Source organism: Frankia sp. Allo2 (assembly GCF_000733325.1).
In the GTDB taxonomy this organism is placed as follows: domain Bacteria; phylum Actinomycetota; class Actinomycetes; order Frankiales; family Frankiaceae; genus Frankia; species Frankia casuarinae.
This window is the reverse complement of record NZ_JPHT01000005.1, coordinates 154,207-171,724: the sequence shown is the minus strand read 5'-3', so window position 1 is coordinate 171,724 and position 17,518 is coordinate 154,207. Positions and strand designations below refer to the sequence as shown.

The window sequence follows — 17,518 nt, the reverse complement described above, 5'->3', positions numbered from 1 at the left end:
ACACGCGGGTCGGCCTGCATATCGGCGCGGCGCAGGGCGACTACATTGAATCGGTCCAGGCTGATGATGGGATCGGTTCAGGTGCATGAATCCTTGGAGCCCCGAATGACAGAACCTTCCGGTCATGGTGCGGACCAGGCCTCGCCGTCGGCGTCGTCGGCTTACCGGGGGAGTCCGACATGGACATCGTGACGGTCTCCAGAACGGCGTTCCGCCGATGGTATGTCATGCTTCCGATCCTGCTCGCCACGGCGGCCGCAATCGGGATCACGATGTCTGTCGCCAAGCCCGTCTACCAGACGAAGGCCATGGTCCTCGTGGTCGGCCCGTCGGTGGAGCAGAAGCTCGCCGCATCCTCCTCCGGTTCCGGGTTTATCCTGCAGCCCGTCAACCCGCTTTCCTACTTCGGCGATTCGCTCAAGTCGCTGGCTCTCACGGAGTCGAAGATCATGGACTCTCGCCAGGTACGGGAGGAGATCCGTTCGGCTGGATTCCATGGTGACTACGAGATCTCGGTGCAACCGGAGACGGTATTCCTCGACATAACGGCCACGGCCGCCGATCCCACCGAGGCCACTCGCACCCTGGATCAGGTGGTACGTGTGATCACCGCGAAGTCGAACGGCCTGCAGTCTGCTGTGCCGCCGGACCAGCGTTACCGGATAGCGCCGCTGTCCGAGCCGCCGCTGATGAGCGTGCGGCCCGCCCGCAGCCTCAAGCTGCTTGGCACCGTCGCGTTCCTCGGCGTAGCGGCGGCGCTGGGGCTGGCGCTTGCCGTCGACGCCGAGGTCGGGCGCCGGGCCCGGTCACGGTCACGGGCGGAGCATTACGGTGCCGCCCGGGCAGGCGCCAGCCGCGGCCGGGGTCGGCGCGGACGGCACGCACTGCCCGAAGATTCCATGGCGGGCACTCGACGGGTCGCCTGGCGGTTCGAGGCGAATCGGTGAGAGGCGAACCGGTGATCAGCGGGCTGGTGGCCGGATGACCGCCGGCTCTCTCGTCGGCCGGGCGGCGCCGGGGGTCGGGCCGTTCGGTACCGGCCAGGCACCCGGCGTCGCCGGGCCGGTGCTCGCCGCGGTCGCGTTCGGATCCGCCACCGTAGCGGCGGCGATGGTGCTCGGGCCGGTCGGGCCGGCCGTGGTGCTGGCCGTCCCGGCCGTGGCGGTACCCCTGCTGGCGAGTCGGCGGGACGCGGTGACGCTGCTGACATCGATGGTCTTCGTTCTCTTTGCCGTGCCGGCGACCTACCGGCTCCCCCCGCTGGGGAAGCTGACCGTGCCCGTCGGCCTCTGCTGTCTTGCCGGCTGGCTGGTTCACCAGGCCGCACGACGTGCCCGCTTCGACCCGGTGTTCCAGCCGGTGCGGGCCGCGACGCTGGTACTCGTATGGGTTCTCACGCTCAGTTTCGCGATGATGTTCACCCGCGTGGTGGAGGCGACAGAGGTCAGCTCCGCTCATCGCAGTCTCGTGACGGTGGTGGCACAGGCCGGGGTGACGCTGTTGGCCGCCGATGCGATCCGGTGCCGGACCCGGCTGGACAGCCTGCTGCGCCGGGTGGTGCTGGGCGCCACCTTCATGGCCGCCATCGGCGGGATCGAGTTTNTGACCGGNCGTAACTACAGCGCCGTCCTGGTCCCCCCGGGACTGTCGCTCAGTCCGGACGTCGATCGCATTGACGTCCGGTCCGGCTTCGAGCGGGTCGCCGCGACGGCCGTGCATCCGATCGAGTTCGGGGTTGTCCTGGCCGTGGTGTTGCCGTTGGCCCTGCACTACGCCATTGCCGCCCGCGGGTGGGCGCGGGTCGGTGCCTGGGCCCAGGTCGCCGTCATCGGGGCCGTCCTGCCGATGAGCGTCTCGCGAAGCACCGCCGTGAGCCTCGCCGTGGCGATCCTGACCCTGACGGCGATCTGGCCGGTTCGCCGCCGCCTCAACGGCCTGCTGGCGCTGGCCGGGTCCGTCCTCGTCCTGCACACGGTGTTTCCCGGTCTGATCGAGGCGACCGTCTCGCTGTTCCTGCGGGCCGACGCGGACCCCAGCGTGACCGGCCGCACCGAGGACTATGCCCCGGTCTGGAAGTTGTTCACGCAAAGGCCGCTCCTCGGCCGTGGGCTGGGCACGNTCACCCCCCACCAGTACTTCTACCTTGACAATCAGCTACTCGGCTCGGTGCTGGAGACCGGAGTCGTCGGGACAACCGTGCTGCTGGTCTGGGTCGCCGTCGGTCTCTCGGTGGCCCGTGGGGCGCGGCGGTGGGCCCGGGAACAGCGTGACCGGGAGCTCGGCCAGGCGTTGACGGCCTCGATCCTCGCCGGGGTCGCCAGTTTCCTCACCTTCGACGCCCTGAGCTTCGCGTTGCTCGCCGGCCTGCTGTTCCTGCTCATCGGCTGCGCCGGAGCACTCTGGCGGATGACCGCCGCACCGGCGGTCCTGGCCCCCGGGGGGCAGCGGTGACCCAGCCGGCCGTGACCCAGCCGGCCGTGACCCGGTCGGCCGCCCCGTCGGGGGCGAGGGAGACCGTGGCGGAACCGTCGCCGCCCCGTCGGGCGCCGCGCGGTTCGATGGCCAGCGGCGCCCGGTGGATGTCGGTGAACCAGGTTGTCGTGCAGGTCACCCGCCTGCTGGTCCAGGTCGTCCTGGCGCACCTGCTCGAACCGCGGGCGTTCGGTCTCATGACGATGGCGCTGGTCATCGTGATGTTCCTCGAAATTCTGCGGGGTTTCGGGACCGGCATGGCGGTCGTCCAACGAGACAAGATCAGCGAGCGGCTGCTCAGCAGCGTCTTTTTCCTCAATATCGGGCTTGGTCTGGTCATCTCGGGCCTGCTGGCGTTGCTGGCGCCCGGCCTGGCCAGCCTGTACGGCGACTCGGCGCTGACGCCCGTGCTCCAGGTCCTGGGCCTCGGCCTGCTGCTCGCCAGCCTCGGTGACCTGCAACAGTGGCTGCTCCGCCGGGAGATGAAGTTCGGTGCCGTCGCCGCGGCGAACATCATCGGGACGGCGGCCAACGCGGCCTGCTCGATCGTGCTCGCTCTGCTGGGCTACCAGGTGTGGTCACTGGTCATCGGCTATCTGGTCGGATTCGGGGTCACCACCCTCGTCGCGTGGCTGCAGTCGCCGTGGCGTCCCAGGGCCTCGTTCAGCCCCGCCGAGGTCAGGTCCGTGCTGCGTTTCAGCGCCAACCTGAGCGGGTTCAGCGTCTTCAACTTCTTTCTGCTGCACGGCGACAAGGTGATTGTCGGGCATTTCCTCGGAGCCCAGCAGTTGGGCTACTATGGCCTGGCGCAGCGGGTGCTCATGTATCCGGTGAGCACTGTTTCCACGGCGTTTCAGGAAGTCATGTTCGCCGGTCTTTCCCGGCTCCAGAACGATCACTCCGCGATCCGCCGGGTCTATTTCCGGTCATGCGCGGTCGCCGCTCTGGTCTGTTTTCCGGTCATGGCTGGACTCACTGTCGTCGCGCGCGACGTCGTCCTGGTCGTGCTCGGCGCGCGCTGGGAACGGCTGGTGCCGCTCATCTGGCTGCTCGCCCCGATCGGCGGCATCCAGTCGGTGAGNTTCAGCGTCGGAGTCCTCTACAACGTGAAGGGAAGAACCGACCTGCTGCTGCGCTGGGGAATCTTCTCCGGCCTGCTGATGCTCGGCAGCTACTTCGCCGGCCTGCCGTGGGGAATCAACGGGGTCGCGGCGGCGTACGCCATCGTGATCGTCCTCCTGCTGCCGCCCGGCTTCGCGATTCCCTTCAGCCTGGTGGACGCGAAGCCGCGCGAGCTGGTCACCGCGGTCTGGCCGCACGTCGTGGCGACCGCGGGGACCGTCGCCGTGATGGCCGCCGTCCAGTGGCTCACCCACGGGTTCCGGCTCGCCCGCCCGGTGTGCCTGTTGGCGAGCGTGCTGGCTGGTGCCGCGACCTACGTCGTGATCACGTGGAGGCAACGTCCACCCGCGTTGGCGGACCTACTGCAGTGCGTCCGGCGCGCGAGCGCCGGCTCGGGGCAGCCTGCTTCGGCGTCGTCGCGCAGAGACGGCGCGCTGGGCCCGACGGCTCACGGGTGAACCCGATGGCTCAACGGTGAAGGAGTTCACTCTTATGAAAGACGCCCCCACGGCGGATCAGCGGGACGTGGTGCTGGCCCTGCCGATCGAGACGCTCCAGGACATGGCGATCAGGGCGTACATGCGTCCTCCCGATCGTCTCCTGCTAACCCTGCTGCGATCGCCCCGGGTCCGGCGCGTGGTGGTGGCCGAGCCGTTCCGGAGCCATCTCGGTACGGTGCTGCGGGGCGGCCGGAGCACCGTCCTGCCACCGTCCGGTGGCGTTGAGGGGCATCTGGTGTCGCCGCAGCGGTGGCGCCGCAAGGACCCGGTGACGCTGCCGTCGCTGCGGGCGGCCTATCGGCGGTATGACAGGAGGCTCGGCCGGGCCGCGGCCCGAGCCGGCTGTAAACGACCCGTCGTGATCACCATGTATCCGCCGCTGGCGGGCTTTGCCGACATGTCCTGGGCCGGCTCGGTCATGTACTACGCCCGGGACGACTGGGCGACCTACCCACCGCTACGGCGGTGGCATCCGGCCTTCCGGCATGCCTACGAGGAGATCCGGCGCCGGCGGCTGCCGGTCATCGCGGTGTCCAGGCCGCTGCTGGAACGCCTCCATCCCACCGGTGCCGGGCTGGTCGTGCACAACGGTGTCGATCCGGCCGAGTGGCTGCGCCCGCCGTCCCCGCCGGACTGGCTCCGGCGCCTCCCGCGGCCGTGGTGCGTGTATGCGGGCACCGTCGACACTCGCCTCGATCTGGACATGATTCGCCGCCTGGCGTCGGCCGGCACCGTGATTCTGGCCGGCCCCATCCCGGACGAGGCCTCCGTCCGGTCGCTGCGGTTGCTGCGGTCGGTGCGGTTGCCTGGGCATCTGCCCCGGCCGGCCGTGACCGGTCTGATCGCCGCGGCCGACGTGTGCCTGCTCACCCACCGGAGCACTCCGTTGACCGAGGCCATGGACCCCATCAAGATCTACGAATATCTGGCGGCCGGGCGTCCCGTCCTCGCCACGGACCTCGCCCCGGTTCGGGGCATCGGGCGGCGGGTCCGGCTGCTGCGCCCGGGGGACGATCCGGTGGCGGCGATGAACGAGGTCCTGATCTGGCCGGCCGTCACGGAGGCTGACCGGCTGGATTTCGTCGCGGACAACAGCTGGTCCGCTCGGCACGTCGCCTTCCTGGACTTCGTCCTTGGCCCGGCCGCGCCGGCCGAATCCCGTCTTCTGGCGGTGCAGGCGTAGACCGGCTGGCGGTCCTCGCTCGGGTCTGCGGACCCGCGAAAAGAGCCGGTATGGCGCGGCCTCCGGCTCAGTGGGATATCCCTGGAAGGATTCGATGGCTCGCGCTGAGTTGACCAATCGACGCCGGTATGTCCTGATTGGATCCGTGGCGATGCTTGCGGTGCTGGTGGCGGGCGGTGGGCTGCTGGTCGCCCTTCGCTCGAGAGGCGGGCCCNCGCGGACGGCGGGCGCACCGGCCCCCGCCACTGTCCCGGCCGGGGTTTCACCGGATGGCGCTGCCGCGACCCGCGGCCTACCAGGGGACGACCAGGCCGCGGCCCGAGGATGCGACCGCAAGCCGGACGCCTCGAACACCGGCCCCGCGCCCGGATCCCGGTTCCAGCCGATGCCCGCCGGGAAACTGGCCACTCCCGGACAGGTACTGGAGAACAAGGAGTTCTCCGGACTCATCGACATCTACGCCGACAACGTGACGATAAGAAACTCGATCGTCCACGATGGCATCCGCGTGCGCGGAAGCCACGTGCTGATCGATCACGTGGCGACAAGTGGGATTGCGATCAGCGGTGGCACCGGTCACGTCATCCAGTACAGCAATCTTTCCGGTGGCGACGACGGCTTCCACATCTCGTCCACGCTCGAACCGGTTTCCGGCGTCATCATCCGCCATAACTACGTCCACGACCGAAGGCCGCCGAAAGGGGCCCACACCGACGGCATCCAGGTCCGCGGCGTCCGGAAACTGAGTGTGGTGTGCAACAACATCGACCTCTCCCCGTACGACAAGACCCAGACAGCCGTCGTCTTTCTGGAGTGGGCGAACGGAGGCAACCGTGACGTGGTCGTCGACCACAATTGGTTGAACGCCGGCGGAACGACGCTCGTGGTCGCCGCCAAGAATCTCCGCGTGACGGACAACCGTTTCGGCCGCGGCTTCCGCTGGAATGTCTGCCGGCTGGGCAACGACGATGCCGGTAGGAGCACTTTCTTCAGTGCCGGGAATGTCTGGGCGGACAACGGCCGGCCGGTGGTCCTGTGTGGCCAGACCCGATGACCTGTGTGGCCGGACCCGATGTGTGGCCGGACCCGAAGTAAGGTCAGGGACACGACGTCGACGTTGACGGTGCCGGGCTGCCTCCGCGGCTGCTGCCGTCACGCTCCCACGTGCCGAGGTCCCCGCGACGCACCTTCCGGCGGGCGAGCACCTTCGCCACGGTGGAGACCGCGAGGTACGCCGGCGCCGCGCCGAGCAGGCGGGGCTCGGCGCGGACCACCCTGAGCCAGTCCACGGACCCGCCGACGATGCCACGACCATCCTTCGTGGAACCGCCCGCGGGCGCCAGCCCGAGGGCGCGCAGTTGGGCGTTGCCGGCGAAAACCCGGCTCTTTTGTCGAACGAGGTCGCGTGCGGTCCGGGCCGGATGTACGACGAAACAGGTGCCGTCGACCGTGGATCGCTCATCCGGTGCGAACCGGTGATAGAGGAAGAAGTCATCCGCGATTGCGTCCGGGAAACGATCGAAACAGGCCCGGCCCTGCTCGCTCACTCCGATGACCCCACCGATTCGGCCGTTGCGCACATAGGGCAGCCGCAGCCAGATGCGGTAGTAGTCGCGTACTACACGGCTCGTGCCGGCAAGACGGATTGTCAGGTGCGGTGATGCGGCCAGTGCCGGGCCGGTCCGCAGCACGTCGGCCACCTGTAGCAGGTCGGCGCCGGACACCTCCAGGTCGGCGTCCACATAGAATCGCGGGAAGGTGGTGACCTCGGCGTCGCCAAGGTTCAGCGCGGCCGCCTTGCCGGCCTTCGCGGTCTCCACGCAGCGGACACCTCGGTCGCGGACCCGACGGGCGGTCTCGTCGGAGCAGCCGTTGGCGACCACGACGATCTCCAGGTCCTCGGGGGCGGCGCCGTCGGCGAGCCGGTCAAGGCAGCGGCCGATCACGGCCGCCTCGTTATAGGCCGGAATGACGACGCTTGCGCGCGCATGCTTATAGTGCGCCGGGGTGGCGGGGGTTTTTCCGCTCACCCGGTCGGCGCGATCTGACTGTTGCATGACAAAATCCACGGTCTGATCACCCCAGGCCGGCGCCGGCCCGCGCGACGCAGTCGTATTCAGGTAGGCGGGCGGCACACACGGTAGACCATCGTGACCGGACCGGGCGCGTGCGTGGGGACCCGACGACACTTCCCGTGGTGACGCCCGGCGCTGGCGATGAGAACTCTCGTGAACTACCAGAACTTAGGTGGACTAATGGTCGAATGTAATCTTGCGCTTCACTACAGCGGCGGCCTTGACGCGAACAAGTGGCGCGAGCGTCACGGTCGCGGCGAGGTTCCGGACGCTCTTCCGTATGGGTTCGATCGGTTGGCGCGCTATTCAGTGAAAGTCTCTCCGGTTAGCTTGCGGGTATCCCGGGACGCGTTCTTCGTTCGTGGTCCGCGTATTTTCGGCGGCTATGAGTGGGTGGAGACCGCGGCCTCCCGCCGAACGGTCGGTGGCTCGGACGTCGTCTTGTGCTGGGACGAGCGGGTCGGGGTCCCGGCGGCGCTGATGGCGGGAACGCGAAACCATCCCCCCGTCGTGACCGGCGTGATCTGGCTGGCCGATGTCGCCGGTCGACGGCCCGGCTCGCTGAAGATCGCCCGTTGTGCCCTGCGAAGGTCCAGCCGGATATTTACGCTTTCCACCGCCCAGATTCCGCCGCTCCGAACGCAGCTGGGCATTCCTGAAGGACGTTTCTCGCACGTCCTGTTCGGGGTCGACTCCACATTTTTCCGGACCTCTGTCAACCCTCCGAAGAAAGGGCTCGTGGTGAGTGTCGGAAATGATCGGCACCGCGACTTCGAAACGTTGATCCGCGGCCTGTCCCAGGGGTGGAGCAGGCTGGCGGAGCTGAGGCTGGCGGAGCTGAGACTCGAGCTGGTGACAGCCCGAAACGTGGCCGTGCCACCGTGGCTCGGCCGGCGTCGGAACCGTCTTACTCTTCCCGAGGTGAGCGATCTGTACAGGGCCGCGTCGATGGTGGTCGTCTGCCTCCGGCCCAATCTTCACGTGAGCGGCGTAACCGTCGTGCTGGAGGCGATGGCCAGTGGTNGTCCCGTCGTGGTGACCGATACCCCCGGCATCCGGGACTACGTCGATCACGGCCGTACCGGGATTCTCGTTCCGCCCTACGACACCGATGCGCTCGCTGAAGCGGTCGTGCATCTGGTGCTCGACCCGGACCGGGCGGCCGCGCTCGGTGCGGCCGCCCGCCTGGACGTCGAGCATCGCCTGAACACGGAAGCTCAGGCCCGCCGGTTCGCGACTTTGTTGAGAGAGCTCTAGCCCAGCCCGGAAAACGGAGAATCCGTGGTCAGGAGAAATACCGACAGATGGGCGTTCGGGACCGGCCGGGGTCCTCGGGCACCGACGGTTTCCTCGGTCGTGGTCGGACACCGGCATGTTTGAATGACGGTGTGGTTTCCGCTGCGTCGTCACCGCCGGCCGGTGAGCGGGGGTCATCCGGTCCCCCGCCGGGGGCGGGCCGGGCTGCGCGCCACCGGCGGGGACGAGCGGGGNGACGCCGGCTCATCGTGATGCTGTTCGCGGTGTTCCTGGCAGGTTTCACCGCGCTTACCCTTCGGCTGTTCGTATTCCCCGCCGCCGACGTGCCCGTCCAGGCGGACGCCATCGTCATGTTGGCGGGTCCGGGGGACAGAACCGGCAAGGCGATCGAGTTGGCCCGTACCGGTTACGCTCCCGTCCTCGTGATGTCCACCCCAGGGACGCGGGGGTGCTCGGCCCACGAGGCACCGAAGGCGGAGGTGATCTGCTTTTCTCCGCACCCGGTGACTACGCGGGGCGAGGCGCGGGCAGCCGCTGAGCTCGCCGCCCGACATGGCTGGACCAGGATCCTCTTCGTCACCGGCCGCGCGCAGGACACCCGCGCCCGCATCCGCATCAGCCGCTGCTTCCACGGTGATCTGCGGGTCACTGTGGTCGGTCCGCGTCGCCTCCGGGAATGGCCTTATGCGATCGCCTACGAGTGGGGCGCCCTCGCCAAGGCGCTGATCTGGCAGCGAAGCTGCTGACCCCGAGGAGCAGACCAGGAGACCGGGTGGGAATACTGGCCCACGTTGCGAGGATCCGGAATACGCCAGAAACGCCCGCCGGCCTGCGGTCGGATAACCAACCGAACGACAACCCGTCGTCTAGGGTGAGGCAGGAACTGGCGGCCGGGGCCAGCCGGCACGATTCGCGTTACGGCCGATGGCCGGACCACCACTGCCGACACAGATTACCTGGGTCACAGATTACCTGGGTCTGGAGAGGGAAATGGGCGTCGACGTCTCGATCCTGATCGTCTCGTACAACACCGGCGCGATGACGGCGGCATGCCTGGAGTCCTGTGCGGCCACGTCCGACGGCCTCGCGACCGAGATGATCGTCCTGGATAACGCCTCCACGGACGACTCCGTCTCGATCATCCGTGATCGGTTTCCCAGCGTGAACCTGATCGAGCAGAGGACGAACCTCGGCTTCGGTCGGGCGGTCAACCTCGCGGCTTCCCAGGCGAAGGGGGAGTACCTGCTCCTCCTCAACCCCGACACGGTGGTGCTCCCCGGCGCGGTCGCGAACCTGCTGGACTTTGCGCGGGCCAACCCTAGGCACGGCATCTACGGCGGTCGCACCCTCGGTCCAGACCACACCGTCGACCCCAGGTCGTGCTGGGCTGTTCCGACCGTCTGGAGCCATGTGTGCTTCGGCCTCGGACTGTCCACCGCCTTCCGGCGTTCGGCCCTGTTCGATCCCGAATCGATGGGACCGTGGCCTCGCGACACGGTTCGGACCGTGGGGGTGGTGACGGGCTGCCTGCTGCTCATCCCACGCGCGCTGTTCGAGCAGCTCGGTGGCTTCGACTCCCGTTTCTTCATGTACGGCGAGGACGTCGACCTGTCGATCCGGGCCCGCCGGGCCGGCCTGGATCCCGTGATCACACCCGCCGCGGTCGTGGTTCACCATGGCGGTGCGTCCTCCGCCGGATGGGCGGACAAGCACGTGCTGGTGATGACGGGCAAGGTGACATTGGCGCGGACCCATTGGACCGGGTGGCGCCGGACGGTGTGTCTGGCGATGCTGGTCCTCGGGGTGGCGCTGCGGGCGGCCCTCGCCACGGTAATCGGCCGGCCGGCCGGCACCGGGAGCGGCGGCTGGCGCGTCGTATGGACCCGGCGGGCCGACTGGCGGGCCGGCTATCCGCCCCTTCCGCCAGCCTAGAATGCGCCGGACCGCCGCAGCACGGCGCTAACAGTCCGGGCGATGATGGCGAGGTCGAGCATGATCGACCAATTCTCTACGTAGTAGAGGTCGAGTCGCACCCCGTCCCGCCAGGGCAGTTCTGAACGCCCATTCACCTGCCACAGTCCGGTCAGGCCGGGCTTGACCTTGAATCGACGGTGGACGGAGTCGTGATATTGAGCGACCTCTGCCGGCAGCGGCGGCCGCGGCCCCNCCAGCGACATCTCGCCGCGGAGGACGTTGACGAGTTGCGGCAGCTCGTCGATCGACAGGTGCCGTAGCGTTCGTCCGACCCGAGTGACGCGGGGGTCGTCGCGAATTTTGAAAAGTGGTCCGTCGGCCTCGTTGCGCTCCTCCAGCGCTGCCCGGCGCCGTTCGGCATCCACGTACATCGTCCGGAACTTGAGGATCTGGAACTCGCGGCCGTCCTTACCCACCCGGGTCTGGCGAAACCATGCCGGTCCGGTGCTGTCAACCTGGATGGTCAACGCGACGAGAAGCAGCAGCGGGGACAGGGTAACGAGGGCCACGGCGGCAAGGACCCGGTCGAAGATGTCTTTGGCCACCTTTCGCCAACCGGTATAGACCGGGCTCTCCACGTGTAGCAGGGGGAGACCGGCGATCGGCCGCAGGGATACCCGCGGCCCGGCGATTCCGGCCATGCTCGACGCGATGACAAGATCGACACCGGTCCCCTCGAGGTCCCAGGCGATCCGCTTGGCGGCTTCGATGTTGACCGCCACAGACGAGGCGACCACCACCGTGTCGGCCATGGCGCGGGCGACGGTGGACCGCAGCGCCGGCAGGGCGCCGAGGACGGGAAAGGGAGAATAATCGGCCGAGTAGTCGTCCTGCCGGGGTAGACATGCGCCGACGATCTCGAATCCGGCTGCGGGTTCATATCGGAGCTCGCTGACGAGTTCGGCCACCGTGCTACGGTCGCCGACGACGACGACCCGGTGGCGGGCACGGCCGGCCCGCCGAGCCGCCACCAGCCGTCGGCGGGCGAGCATCCGACCGGTAATCAGCAGCAGTAGCCCCAGCGGCAGGACCACCAGACAGAACCCGCGAGCGACTTCTGCGCGCAGGACGTAGGAGAGGATCGCCGTCGTGCCCCACAGTCGGAATGTCGCGACGCTGATCCGCCGGTATTCCTCGGTTCCGATGCCCAGATATTTCGTCTGATAGGTGTCGGCGGCGCCGAGCATGGCGATCCAGCCCAGTCCGATACCTATCGCGACGGAAAGATATGACGCCCCGTGGACGGTTGGGTTCGCATTCATGCCGAACCGGAGGAGATAGGAACAGGTAAGCGCGACCGTGATTGCCGTGGCATCGATGATGAAGATTCTGGCGGTCAGCCTGACCTTCCACTCCGGCGGCCCGGCTGCCGGCGGCTCTGGTTGCCGTTGTCGCGGAATAGCCGGGACGGTCGTGTCCCGGGGCGTGGCCGCCACCGACGAGAGCACCGCGGGGTCCTCGTCCCGCCCCCCGGTCGAGTCAGACACCTCGGGCCTTCGTCGTGCGGTGTCCCCGGCCTTGGCCATATTGGTTGTTCTCCGCTCCATCGGATGGCAGTGGGTGTTCATAGTTGCTGCTGGATTGGACCTGGAACGATCCTTCTTCCGTAGCCAGCGAAGGTGAGCCAGTCGGTGAGCAGCCCCAGCGACCCGCCGGTCGTGGCGAACGTACGCACCTCAGTGGTCGCGCGTCCAGAACCCCGTCTGGACACCTCGTCTGAACGTGTATCGCTGCCGCGACCGTGTCCCGGTGAACGCATCCGCTGGCCATGCCCCGACCGGCCGGGGAAACGGTTGAGCCGCCGGTTGCGTGCCATCCGCCGCCGGCGATGAGGAAATATCCCGACCCCCGTCGGCGACACGCCAGCATCCCGGGTTTCCAGAGCTATCAACATCCATTATCTAGAGTCACGGCGCGTGACGAGCGCGTGGTCGGAAGCTCGGCAGGACGAAATTCCACCGTGGTCCACCGACTATCCAGGTCTGTCCAGGGGGGCGTCCTTGTCTGGTTCGGGTGATTCGCCATCGGTAAGTGTGGTGATTCCGGCGCTCAACGAGGCGCGGAATCTGCGGGAAGTATTCGGCCGACTTCCGGTGGACGCCGAAATAATCCTGGTGGACGGGAACTCCACCGATGACACCGTCCGACTGGCCCGCGAGCTACGCCCCGACGTGGTCGTCGTCCGCCAGACCCGATACGGCAAGGGCAACGCCATGGCCTGCGGCTTTGCCGTGGCATCGGGGGACATCGTGGTCACGCTCGACGCCGACGGCTCGGCCGACCCGGCCGAGATACCCTCCTTCGTCGCGGCCCTCGTCCAGGGCGCCGACTTCGTCAAGGGAACCCGATTCGCCCACCGTGGCGGCAGCAACGACATTACCCTGCTGCGTACTCTTGGAAATCTCTTCTTCTGTCATCTGGTCAACCTGCTCTTCCACCGCCGGTTCACCGACCTGTGCTACGGCTACAACGCATTCCGGCGAGATTGTCTGCCGATGCTCGGGCTGATGCCGGGAGAAACCGACGGCATTCGGCGGCATGGCGACGGCTTCGAGATCGAAACCTTGATCACCCTCCGTGCGACCAAGGCCTGCCTGCGGGTCACCGAGGTCGGCAGCTTTGAGCACAAGCGCCTTCACGGCGCGAGCAACCTGAATGCGGGCCGGGATGGTATGCGCGTCCTGCGGACCATCCTCGTCGAATGGTCGGAAAACCTTACCGCCCGGTCACGAAACCGCGCCAGGTGGGACGGCATGCTGCTCAGCAGTCCCGGTCAACCGGTATCGACCATCGTCAGCCAGCGACGTCCGGGCGACCTTCCCCATGGCCGGCGCAGGACAACCGGCGCGACGGAATACGCGTGATGACCCCCCCGGCCGGCCCGCGGCTCTCGGTGGTCATCTGTGCCTATACCGAACGGCGCCGGCACGATCTGCAGCGCGCGGTGACCAGCATCGCCGAACAGACCAGGAAGGCCGACCAGCTGATCCTCGTCATCGACCACAATGACCGGTTGCGCCGGTGGGCCGAGGCTGCGTACCCCGGTGCCACCGTGATCCCCAACACCGGCCGCCGTGGCCTGTCCGGTGCCCGCAACTGCGGCGTCGGGGCCGCCACCGGCGACGTGGTCGCCTTCCTGGACGACGACGCCCACGCCGAGCCGGACTGGCTGGCCCAGTTGGCCGCCCACTACACCGACCCCCGGGTCGCCGGGGTCGGCGGTGCCGCCATGCCGGTGTGGCCGCACCGCCGACCCCGCTGGTTCCCCCCCGAGTTCGACTGGGTGGTCGGATGCAGCTACGTCGGGCTGCCGACCGACACGGCTGCGGTCCGTAACCCGATCGGAGCGGGGATGTCGTTCCGGCGGGCCGTGTTCGATCGCGTCGGCGGGTTCACCGAGGGGCTTGGGCGGGTCGGCACCACACCGCTGGGCTGCGAGGAAACCGAGTTCGGTATCCGCCTTCAGGCGATCCTCCCGGACGCTGTCGTCCGCTACGAGCCACGGGCACGGGTCTGGCACCAGGTAACCGGCGACCGGGCCTCCCTGCGGTACTTCCTGGCACGCTGCCATGCCGAAGGCCTGTCCAAGGCCGCGGTAGCCGACCGGGCCGGGGCGGACGCGGCGCTCGCCACCGAACGGCAGTACCTGAGGCGGACGCTGCCCCGAGCACTGGCTCGTGACCGCCACAGCCTGGGCACCTGGCCGCGAGCCGGGGCCGTGCTGGTCGGCACCGGGTCCACGGCCATCGGCTACGCACGCGGCCGGCTACGCCTCGCCGCCGGCCGGCGTGACACGCCACGTCAGCCGATCCCGTCGGAGGTAGCTGTGATCCCGATTCTGCTGTACCACTCGGTGACCGATTATCCGGTGGCGAGCTATCGACGTTGGACGGTCGATACCGCAACCTTTGTCCGCCATCTCACCCTCATTGCCGGTTCCGGCCGGGTACCGCTGACGGTGTCCGAGTATGTCGAACGGAGGCGGCACCAGACCCTGCCTCCGCGACCGGTCCTCATCACCTTCGACGACGGATTCGCCGACAACCTGGCCGCCGCTCGTGAGGTCGTCGCGCACGGGCTCACCGCGACCTGCTACGTCGTCACCGACTGGATCGGCCAGGTCGGCATGCTGCGCGGCGCCGACCTGCGGACCCTGGCCGGCCTCGGGGTCGAGATCGGTGGTCACAGCCACACCCATCCCCGGCTCGACGAGCTTCGCCCCGACGAGGCGCGCCGGGAGATCAGCGACTGCAACGCCCGGTTGACCGCTGCGATCGGCGCACCGGTGGGCTCCTTCGCCTACCCCCACGGCAATTACGACCATGCCGTTCGGCGGCTCGTCGGGCAGGCCGGCTTCACGTCCGCCTGCGGGGTGCGCAACATGATGTCGCACGGCGCCGACGACCCGTTCGCCCTTGCCCGACTGACCGTGACGGTCGACACCCCGGACCGGCAGATCAGGGCGTGGCTGGACGGGGCCGGCCGCGCGGCCCCCGCTCGGGAGTTGCTGCGTACGCGGGGCAGCCGGCTCTCCCGTCGAACGAGGGCTCGGCTCCTCGGCCCGCGTCTACCCTACCGACCAATCGTCACCGATCTGCCCGTACCAGCCGATCTGCCCGTACCAGCCGTCCCGGCGGCGTTCGGGGAGGTGCGGCCGTGACCACCACGCCGCCGGCCATGATGCTGCCGGGCGACGGTCCGATCGCGCTGCACGAGGTAGAACTGTCCGCGCCGCTTCCGGTGCTCACCGGTGACGGGCCGGCACAGGTGCTGGTCCGGCTGCACGGCCGTCCCCTGGGGGTGGTCGCTGCGACGCTGTCCCCGGCCGGCCTGCGCCCGGACCAGCTCGCCGGCCGGGTCATGGACAGACTCGGGCCGGACGTGGCCGCCCACCTGACCGCGGACGGGCTCGCGGTTCCCGAAACGGTCCCGATCGACGGAGTTGTGACGTCAGACGTCTGCCGGCCGGTGCTCCCCGCCGAGCTCGCCGGGACCGTCGTCGTGACAAGCTGCGTCGCCTCCCCCTCGCTGGCGGCCACGCTCGCGGGAATCCTGGCGCAGTCCGTGCCAGCGCAGGAAATCATCGTGGTCGACAACCGGCCGCGCACGAGCGGCATCCGCGAACAGCTCAGTCGGATGGCCGGCGAGGTGCGCTACGTCGCCGAGCCAGAGAGGGGGCTTTCCCGGGCCCGCAACGCCGGACTGGCCGCCGCGACCACACCGGTGGTCGTCTTCACCGACGACGACGTCGAGGTCGACCCGCGCTGGTTGGAGTTCCTCCTGTCCGGGTTCGCCGCCGGCTCGGGTGTCGTCGACGAGACGGTGGGGTGCGTCACCGGGCTGATCCGGCCACTGGAGCTCTCAACCCCGGCGCAGGTGTGGTTCGAGCAGTTCGGCGGCTTCGGCAAGGGCTTCGTCGGACGCCGGTTCGACCGCACCGAAAATCGATCAGGCGACCTGCTCTATCCCTATACCGCGGGCGTGTTCGGCAGCGGCGCGAACAGCGCTTTCCGGACTGATACGCTGCGTCAGCTTGGTGGTTTCGACGAATTTCTCGGCACGGGCACCGCGGCCCGCGGTGGCGAGGATCTCGACATCTTCCTGTCCGTGGTGCGCAGTGGCCACGTCCTGGTCTACGAGCCGGCCGCGCTGATCCGCCACCTGCACAAGCGGACCACTGTCGAACTGCGGCGCCAGATGTACGACTACGGGGCCGGCCTCGGGGCGATGGTCACCAAACGCATCGCGACTCAACCCGCCGAACGCCTCCAGATCGCCCGTCTCGTCCCCGGCGGCCTGCATCATCTTCTCCACCCACGCAGCAGCAAGAACGCCGGCAAATCCCGTGACTATCCCCGGTCCCTGACCTTGATCGAGTTGGTCGGTGTGGCCCGAGGGCCGGTCGGCTATGCCGCCAGCCGGGCCCTCGCCCGGCGCCGGCAGCGCGATCTTCCTCATGACCACGCACCGACTCCCGGTGCTCCCCCCGCCCCCTTTCCCAGGGCGCCCATCCCCGAACCGCGGATCTCCACCGTGACCACTGGAGCGCAACCATGAGCAGCGTGTACGCCCGCCGAACAACGCAGGCGGCGCTCGTGGCGGTAACCGTGATGCTCGCCTTTCTTGTGGTCTGCCGAACAGATTCTCCGGTACGGGTCCTGCTCGCCGTCCCCGCCGCCTTCCTCCTTCCCGGGGCCGCCGTGCTGGCCAGGCTCCCGGTCGACGGGACGGCGGCATGGATCGGGCTTGCCGTCGCCATCAGCCTTGCCGTCGACGTCCTGACCAGCATGCTCATGGTCTGGTCGGGATGGTGGCACCCAGCCGTGATGCAGTCCGTCGTGGGACTTGCCTGCTGCGCGGTCCTCATCCACAGCCTGCGCGCGGAGCTGCGCGCCCAGCCGCGCGCCCGGCCGCGCGCTGACGGGAAGGTGCGAGGGCGTTGACCGGCAGACCGCTGCTTCCGCCGGAGATACCGGATCCCCGGCTCGGCCAGAACGCGGCTTCCCAGCCCCACGCCGCGGCTGCCCGGGCCCGCCTGCGCTCGGTCCGTCAAAGACGGCCCGAGGACCCCGGAATCCGGCGGCCGGCGCGGTTGTCAGGCCCCTTCGCGACGGGCCTTCGCTGGCTGTTTCCGCTGGCGGTCGGCATCACCCTCTGGGGGCTGTCACTGCGGTGGATCCACGTCGAGAACCTCACCGACTACGGTCTCCCGCCGGCACTGCCCATCGCCTGGTACGTCGGCCTGGGCGTGCTCCTGCTCGGCGCTGTCGGCGCCGTCGGGCGGGCCCGCTTCCAGCCGTTCATCGCGGCGGCCTACCTGCTTGCCTGCATTCTCGTGCTCTACGGCACCCTTCCGCTCATCCTGGACGTTCCGCACTACCCCTGGGTGTACAAGCACATCGGCGTGGTCCGCTATATCGAGCAGCATGGCGGCG

General features: G+C 68.7%; 14 protein-coding genes. 12 read left to right on the top strand and 2 right to left on the bottom strand.

The window, feature by feature from the left end:
* Nucleotides 1-179: 179 nt before the first annotated feature.
* From ALLO2_RS06250 to ALLO2_RS06230, 5 genes are all read left to right on the top strand, one after another.
* Complete coding sequence (locus tag ALLO2_RS06250; protein ID WP_011436007.1) at nucleotides 180-947, top strand: Wzz/FepE/Etk N-terminal domain-containing protein; 768 nt, start codon at nucleotides 180-182, stop codon at nucleotides 945-947.
* Between the two features lie 34 nt (nucleotides 948-981).
* Nucleotides 982-2,451 carry an O-antigen ligase gene (locus tag ALLO2_RS06245; protein ID WP_035730354.1) on the top strand — a complete coding sequence of 490 codons (1,470 nt, stop codon included), beginning with the start codon at nucleotides 982-984 and terminating at the stop codon, nucleotides 2,449-2,451.
* A gap of 107 nt (nucleotides 2,452-2,558) precedes the next feature.
* On the top strand, nucleotides 2,559-4,052 hold the full coding sequence (locus ALLO2_RS06240) for a lipopolysaccharide biosynthesis protein (protein ID WP_035730454.1): 1,494 nt from the start codon (nucleotides 2,559-2,561) through the stop codon (nucleotides 4,050-4,052).
* A 34-nt stretch (nucleotides 4,053-4,086) separates the two neighbouring features.
* Nucleotides 4,087-5,277, top strand: coding sequence for a glycosyltransferase (locus tag ALLO2_RS06235; protein WP_011436010.1), 1,191 nt, complete (start codon nucleotides 4,087-4,089; stop codon nucleotides 5,275-5,277).
* A gap of 151 nt (nucleotides 5,278-5,428) precedes the next feature.
* Nucleotides 5,429-6,331: a right-handed parallel beta-helix repeat-containing protein gene (locus tag ALLO2_RS06230; protein WP_232234926.1), complete on the top strand. Its 903-nt coding sequence runs from the start codon at nucleotides 5,429-5,431 to the stop codon at nucleotides 6,329-6,331.
* A gap of 43 nt (nucleotides 6,332-6,374) precedes the next feature.
* Here the strand turns inward: ALLO2_RS06230 and ALLO2_RS06225 are convergent, their stop codons facing one another.
* Nucleotides 6,375-7,334 (bottom strand): glycosyltransferase family 2 protein, encoded by a 960-nt coding sequence (locus ALLO2_RS06225; RefSeq protein WP_023840916.1) that lies wholly within the window; start codon nucleotides 7,332-7,334, stop codon nucleotides 6,375-6,377.
* A gap of 171 nt (nucleotides 7,335-7,505) precedes the next feature.
* On the opposite strand from ALLO2_RS06225, the gene ALLO2_RS06220 reads away from it, so the two are divergent.
* The 3 genes from ALLO2_RS06220 to ALLO2_RS06210 all read left to right on the top strand — a co-directional run bounded on the left by ALLO2_RS06220 (nucleotide 7,506) and on the right by ALLO2_RS06210 (nucleotide 10,541).
* Entirely contained in the window at nucleotides 7,506-8,609 is a 1,104-nt protein-coding gene (locus ALLO2_RS06220) for a glycosyltransferase family 4 protein (RefSeq protein WP_232234917.1), read from the top strand.
* A 263-nt stretch (nucleotides 8,610-8,872) separates the two neighbouring features.
* Nucleotides 8,873-9,355, top strand: coding sequence for a YdcF family protein (locus ALLO2_RS06215; protein WP_131728911.1), 483 nt, complete (start codon nucleotides 8,873-8,875; stop codon nucleotides 9,353-9,355).
* A 244-nt stretch (nucleotides 9,356-9,599) separates the two neighbouring features.
* Nucleotides 9,600-10,541: a glycosyltransferase family 2 protein gene (locus ALLO2_RS06210; RefSeq protein ID WP_011436015.1), complete on the top strand. Its 942-nt coding sequence runs from the start codon at nucleotides 9,600-9,602 to the stop codon at nucleotides 10,539-10,541.
* On the opposite strand, the gene ALLO2_RS06205 is transcribed toward ALLO2_RS06210, so the two are convergent.
* Nucleotides 10,538-12,070, bottom strand: a complete 1,533-nt coding sequence (locus tag ALLO2_RS06205) for a sugar transferase (protein ID WP_232234916.1) — start codon at nucleotides 12,068-12,070, stop codon at nucleotides 10,538-10,540. The two genes, ALLO2_RS06210 and ALLO2_RS06205, sit on opposite strands and share 4 nt — an antisense overlap.
* Nucleotides 12,071-12,583: 513 nt before the next feature.
* On the opposite strand from ALLO2_RS06205, the gene ALLO2_RS06200 reads away from it, so the two are divergent.
* From ALLO2_RS06200 to ALLO2_RS06185, 4 genes are read left to right on the top strand one after another with little or no spacing between them, the layout of a single operon-like run.
* Nucleotides 12,584-13,447, top strand: coding sequence for a glycosyltransferase family 2 protein (locus ALLO2_RS06200; protein ID WP_011436018.1), 864 nt, complete (start codon nucleotides 12,584-12,586; stop codon nucleotides 13,445-13,447).
* Complete coding sequence (locus ALLO2_RS24050; RefSeq protein ID WP_011436019.1) at nucleotides 13,447-15,243, top strand: glycosyltransferase; 1,797 nt, start codon at nucleotides 13,447-13,449, stop codon at nucleotides 15,241-15,243. The genes ALLO2_RS06200 and ALLO2_RS24050 overlap by 1 nt, the downstream gene beginning before the upstream one ends.
* Nucleotides 15,240-16,640, top strand: coding sequence for a glycosyltransferase family 2 protein (locus ALLO2_RS06190; protein ID WP_011436020.1), 1,401 nt, complete (start codon nucleotides 15,240-15,242; stop codon nucleotides 16,638-16,640). Before ALLO2_RS24050 ends, ALLO2_RS06190 begins: the two co-directional genes overlap by 4 nt.
* Nucleotides 16,637-17,026, top strand: coding sequence for a hypothetical protein (locus ALLO2_RS06185; RefSeq protein WP_011436021.1), 390 nt, complete (start codon nucleotides 16,637-16,639; stop codon nucleotides 17,024-17,026). The genes ALLO2_RS06190 and ALLO2_RS06185 overlap by 4 nt, the downstream gene beginning before the upstream one ends.
* Nucleotides 17,027-17,518: the final 492 nt, after the last annotated feature.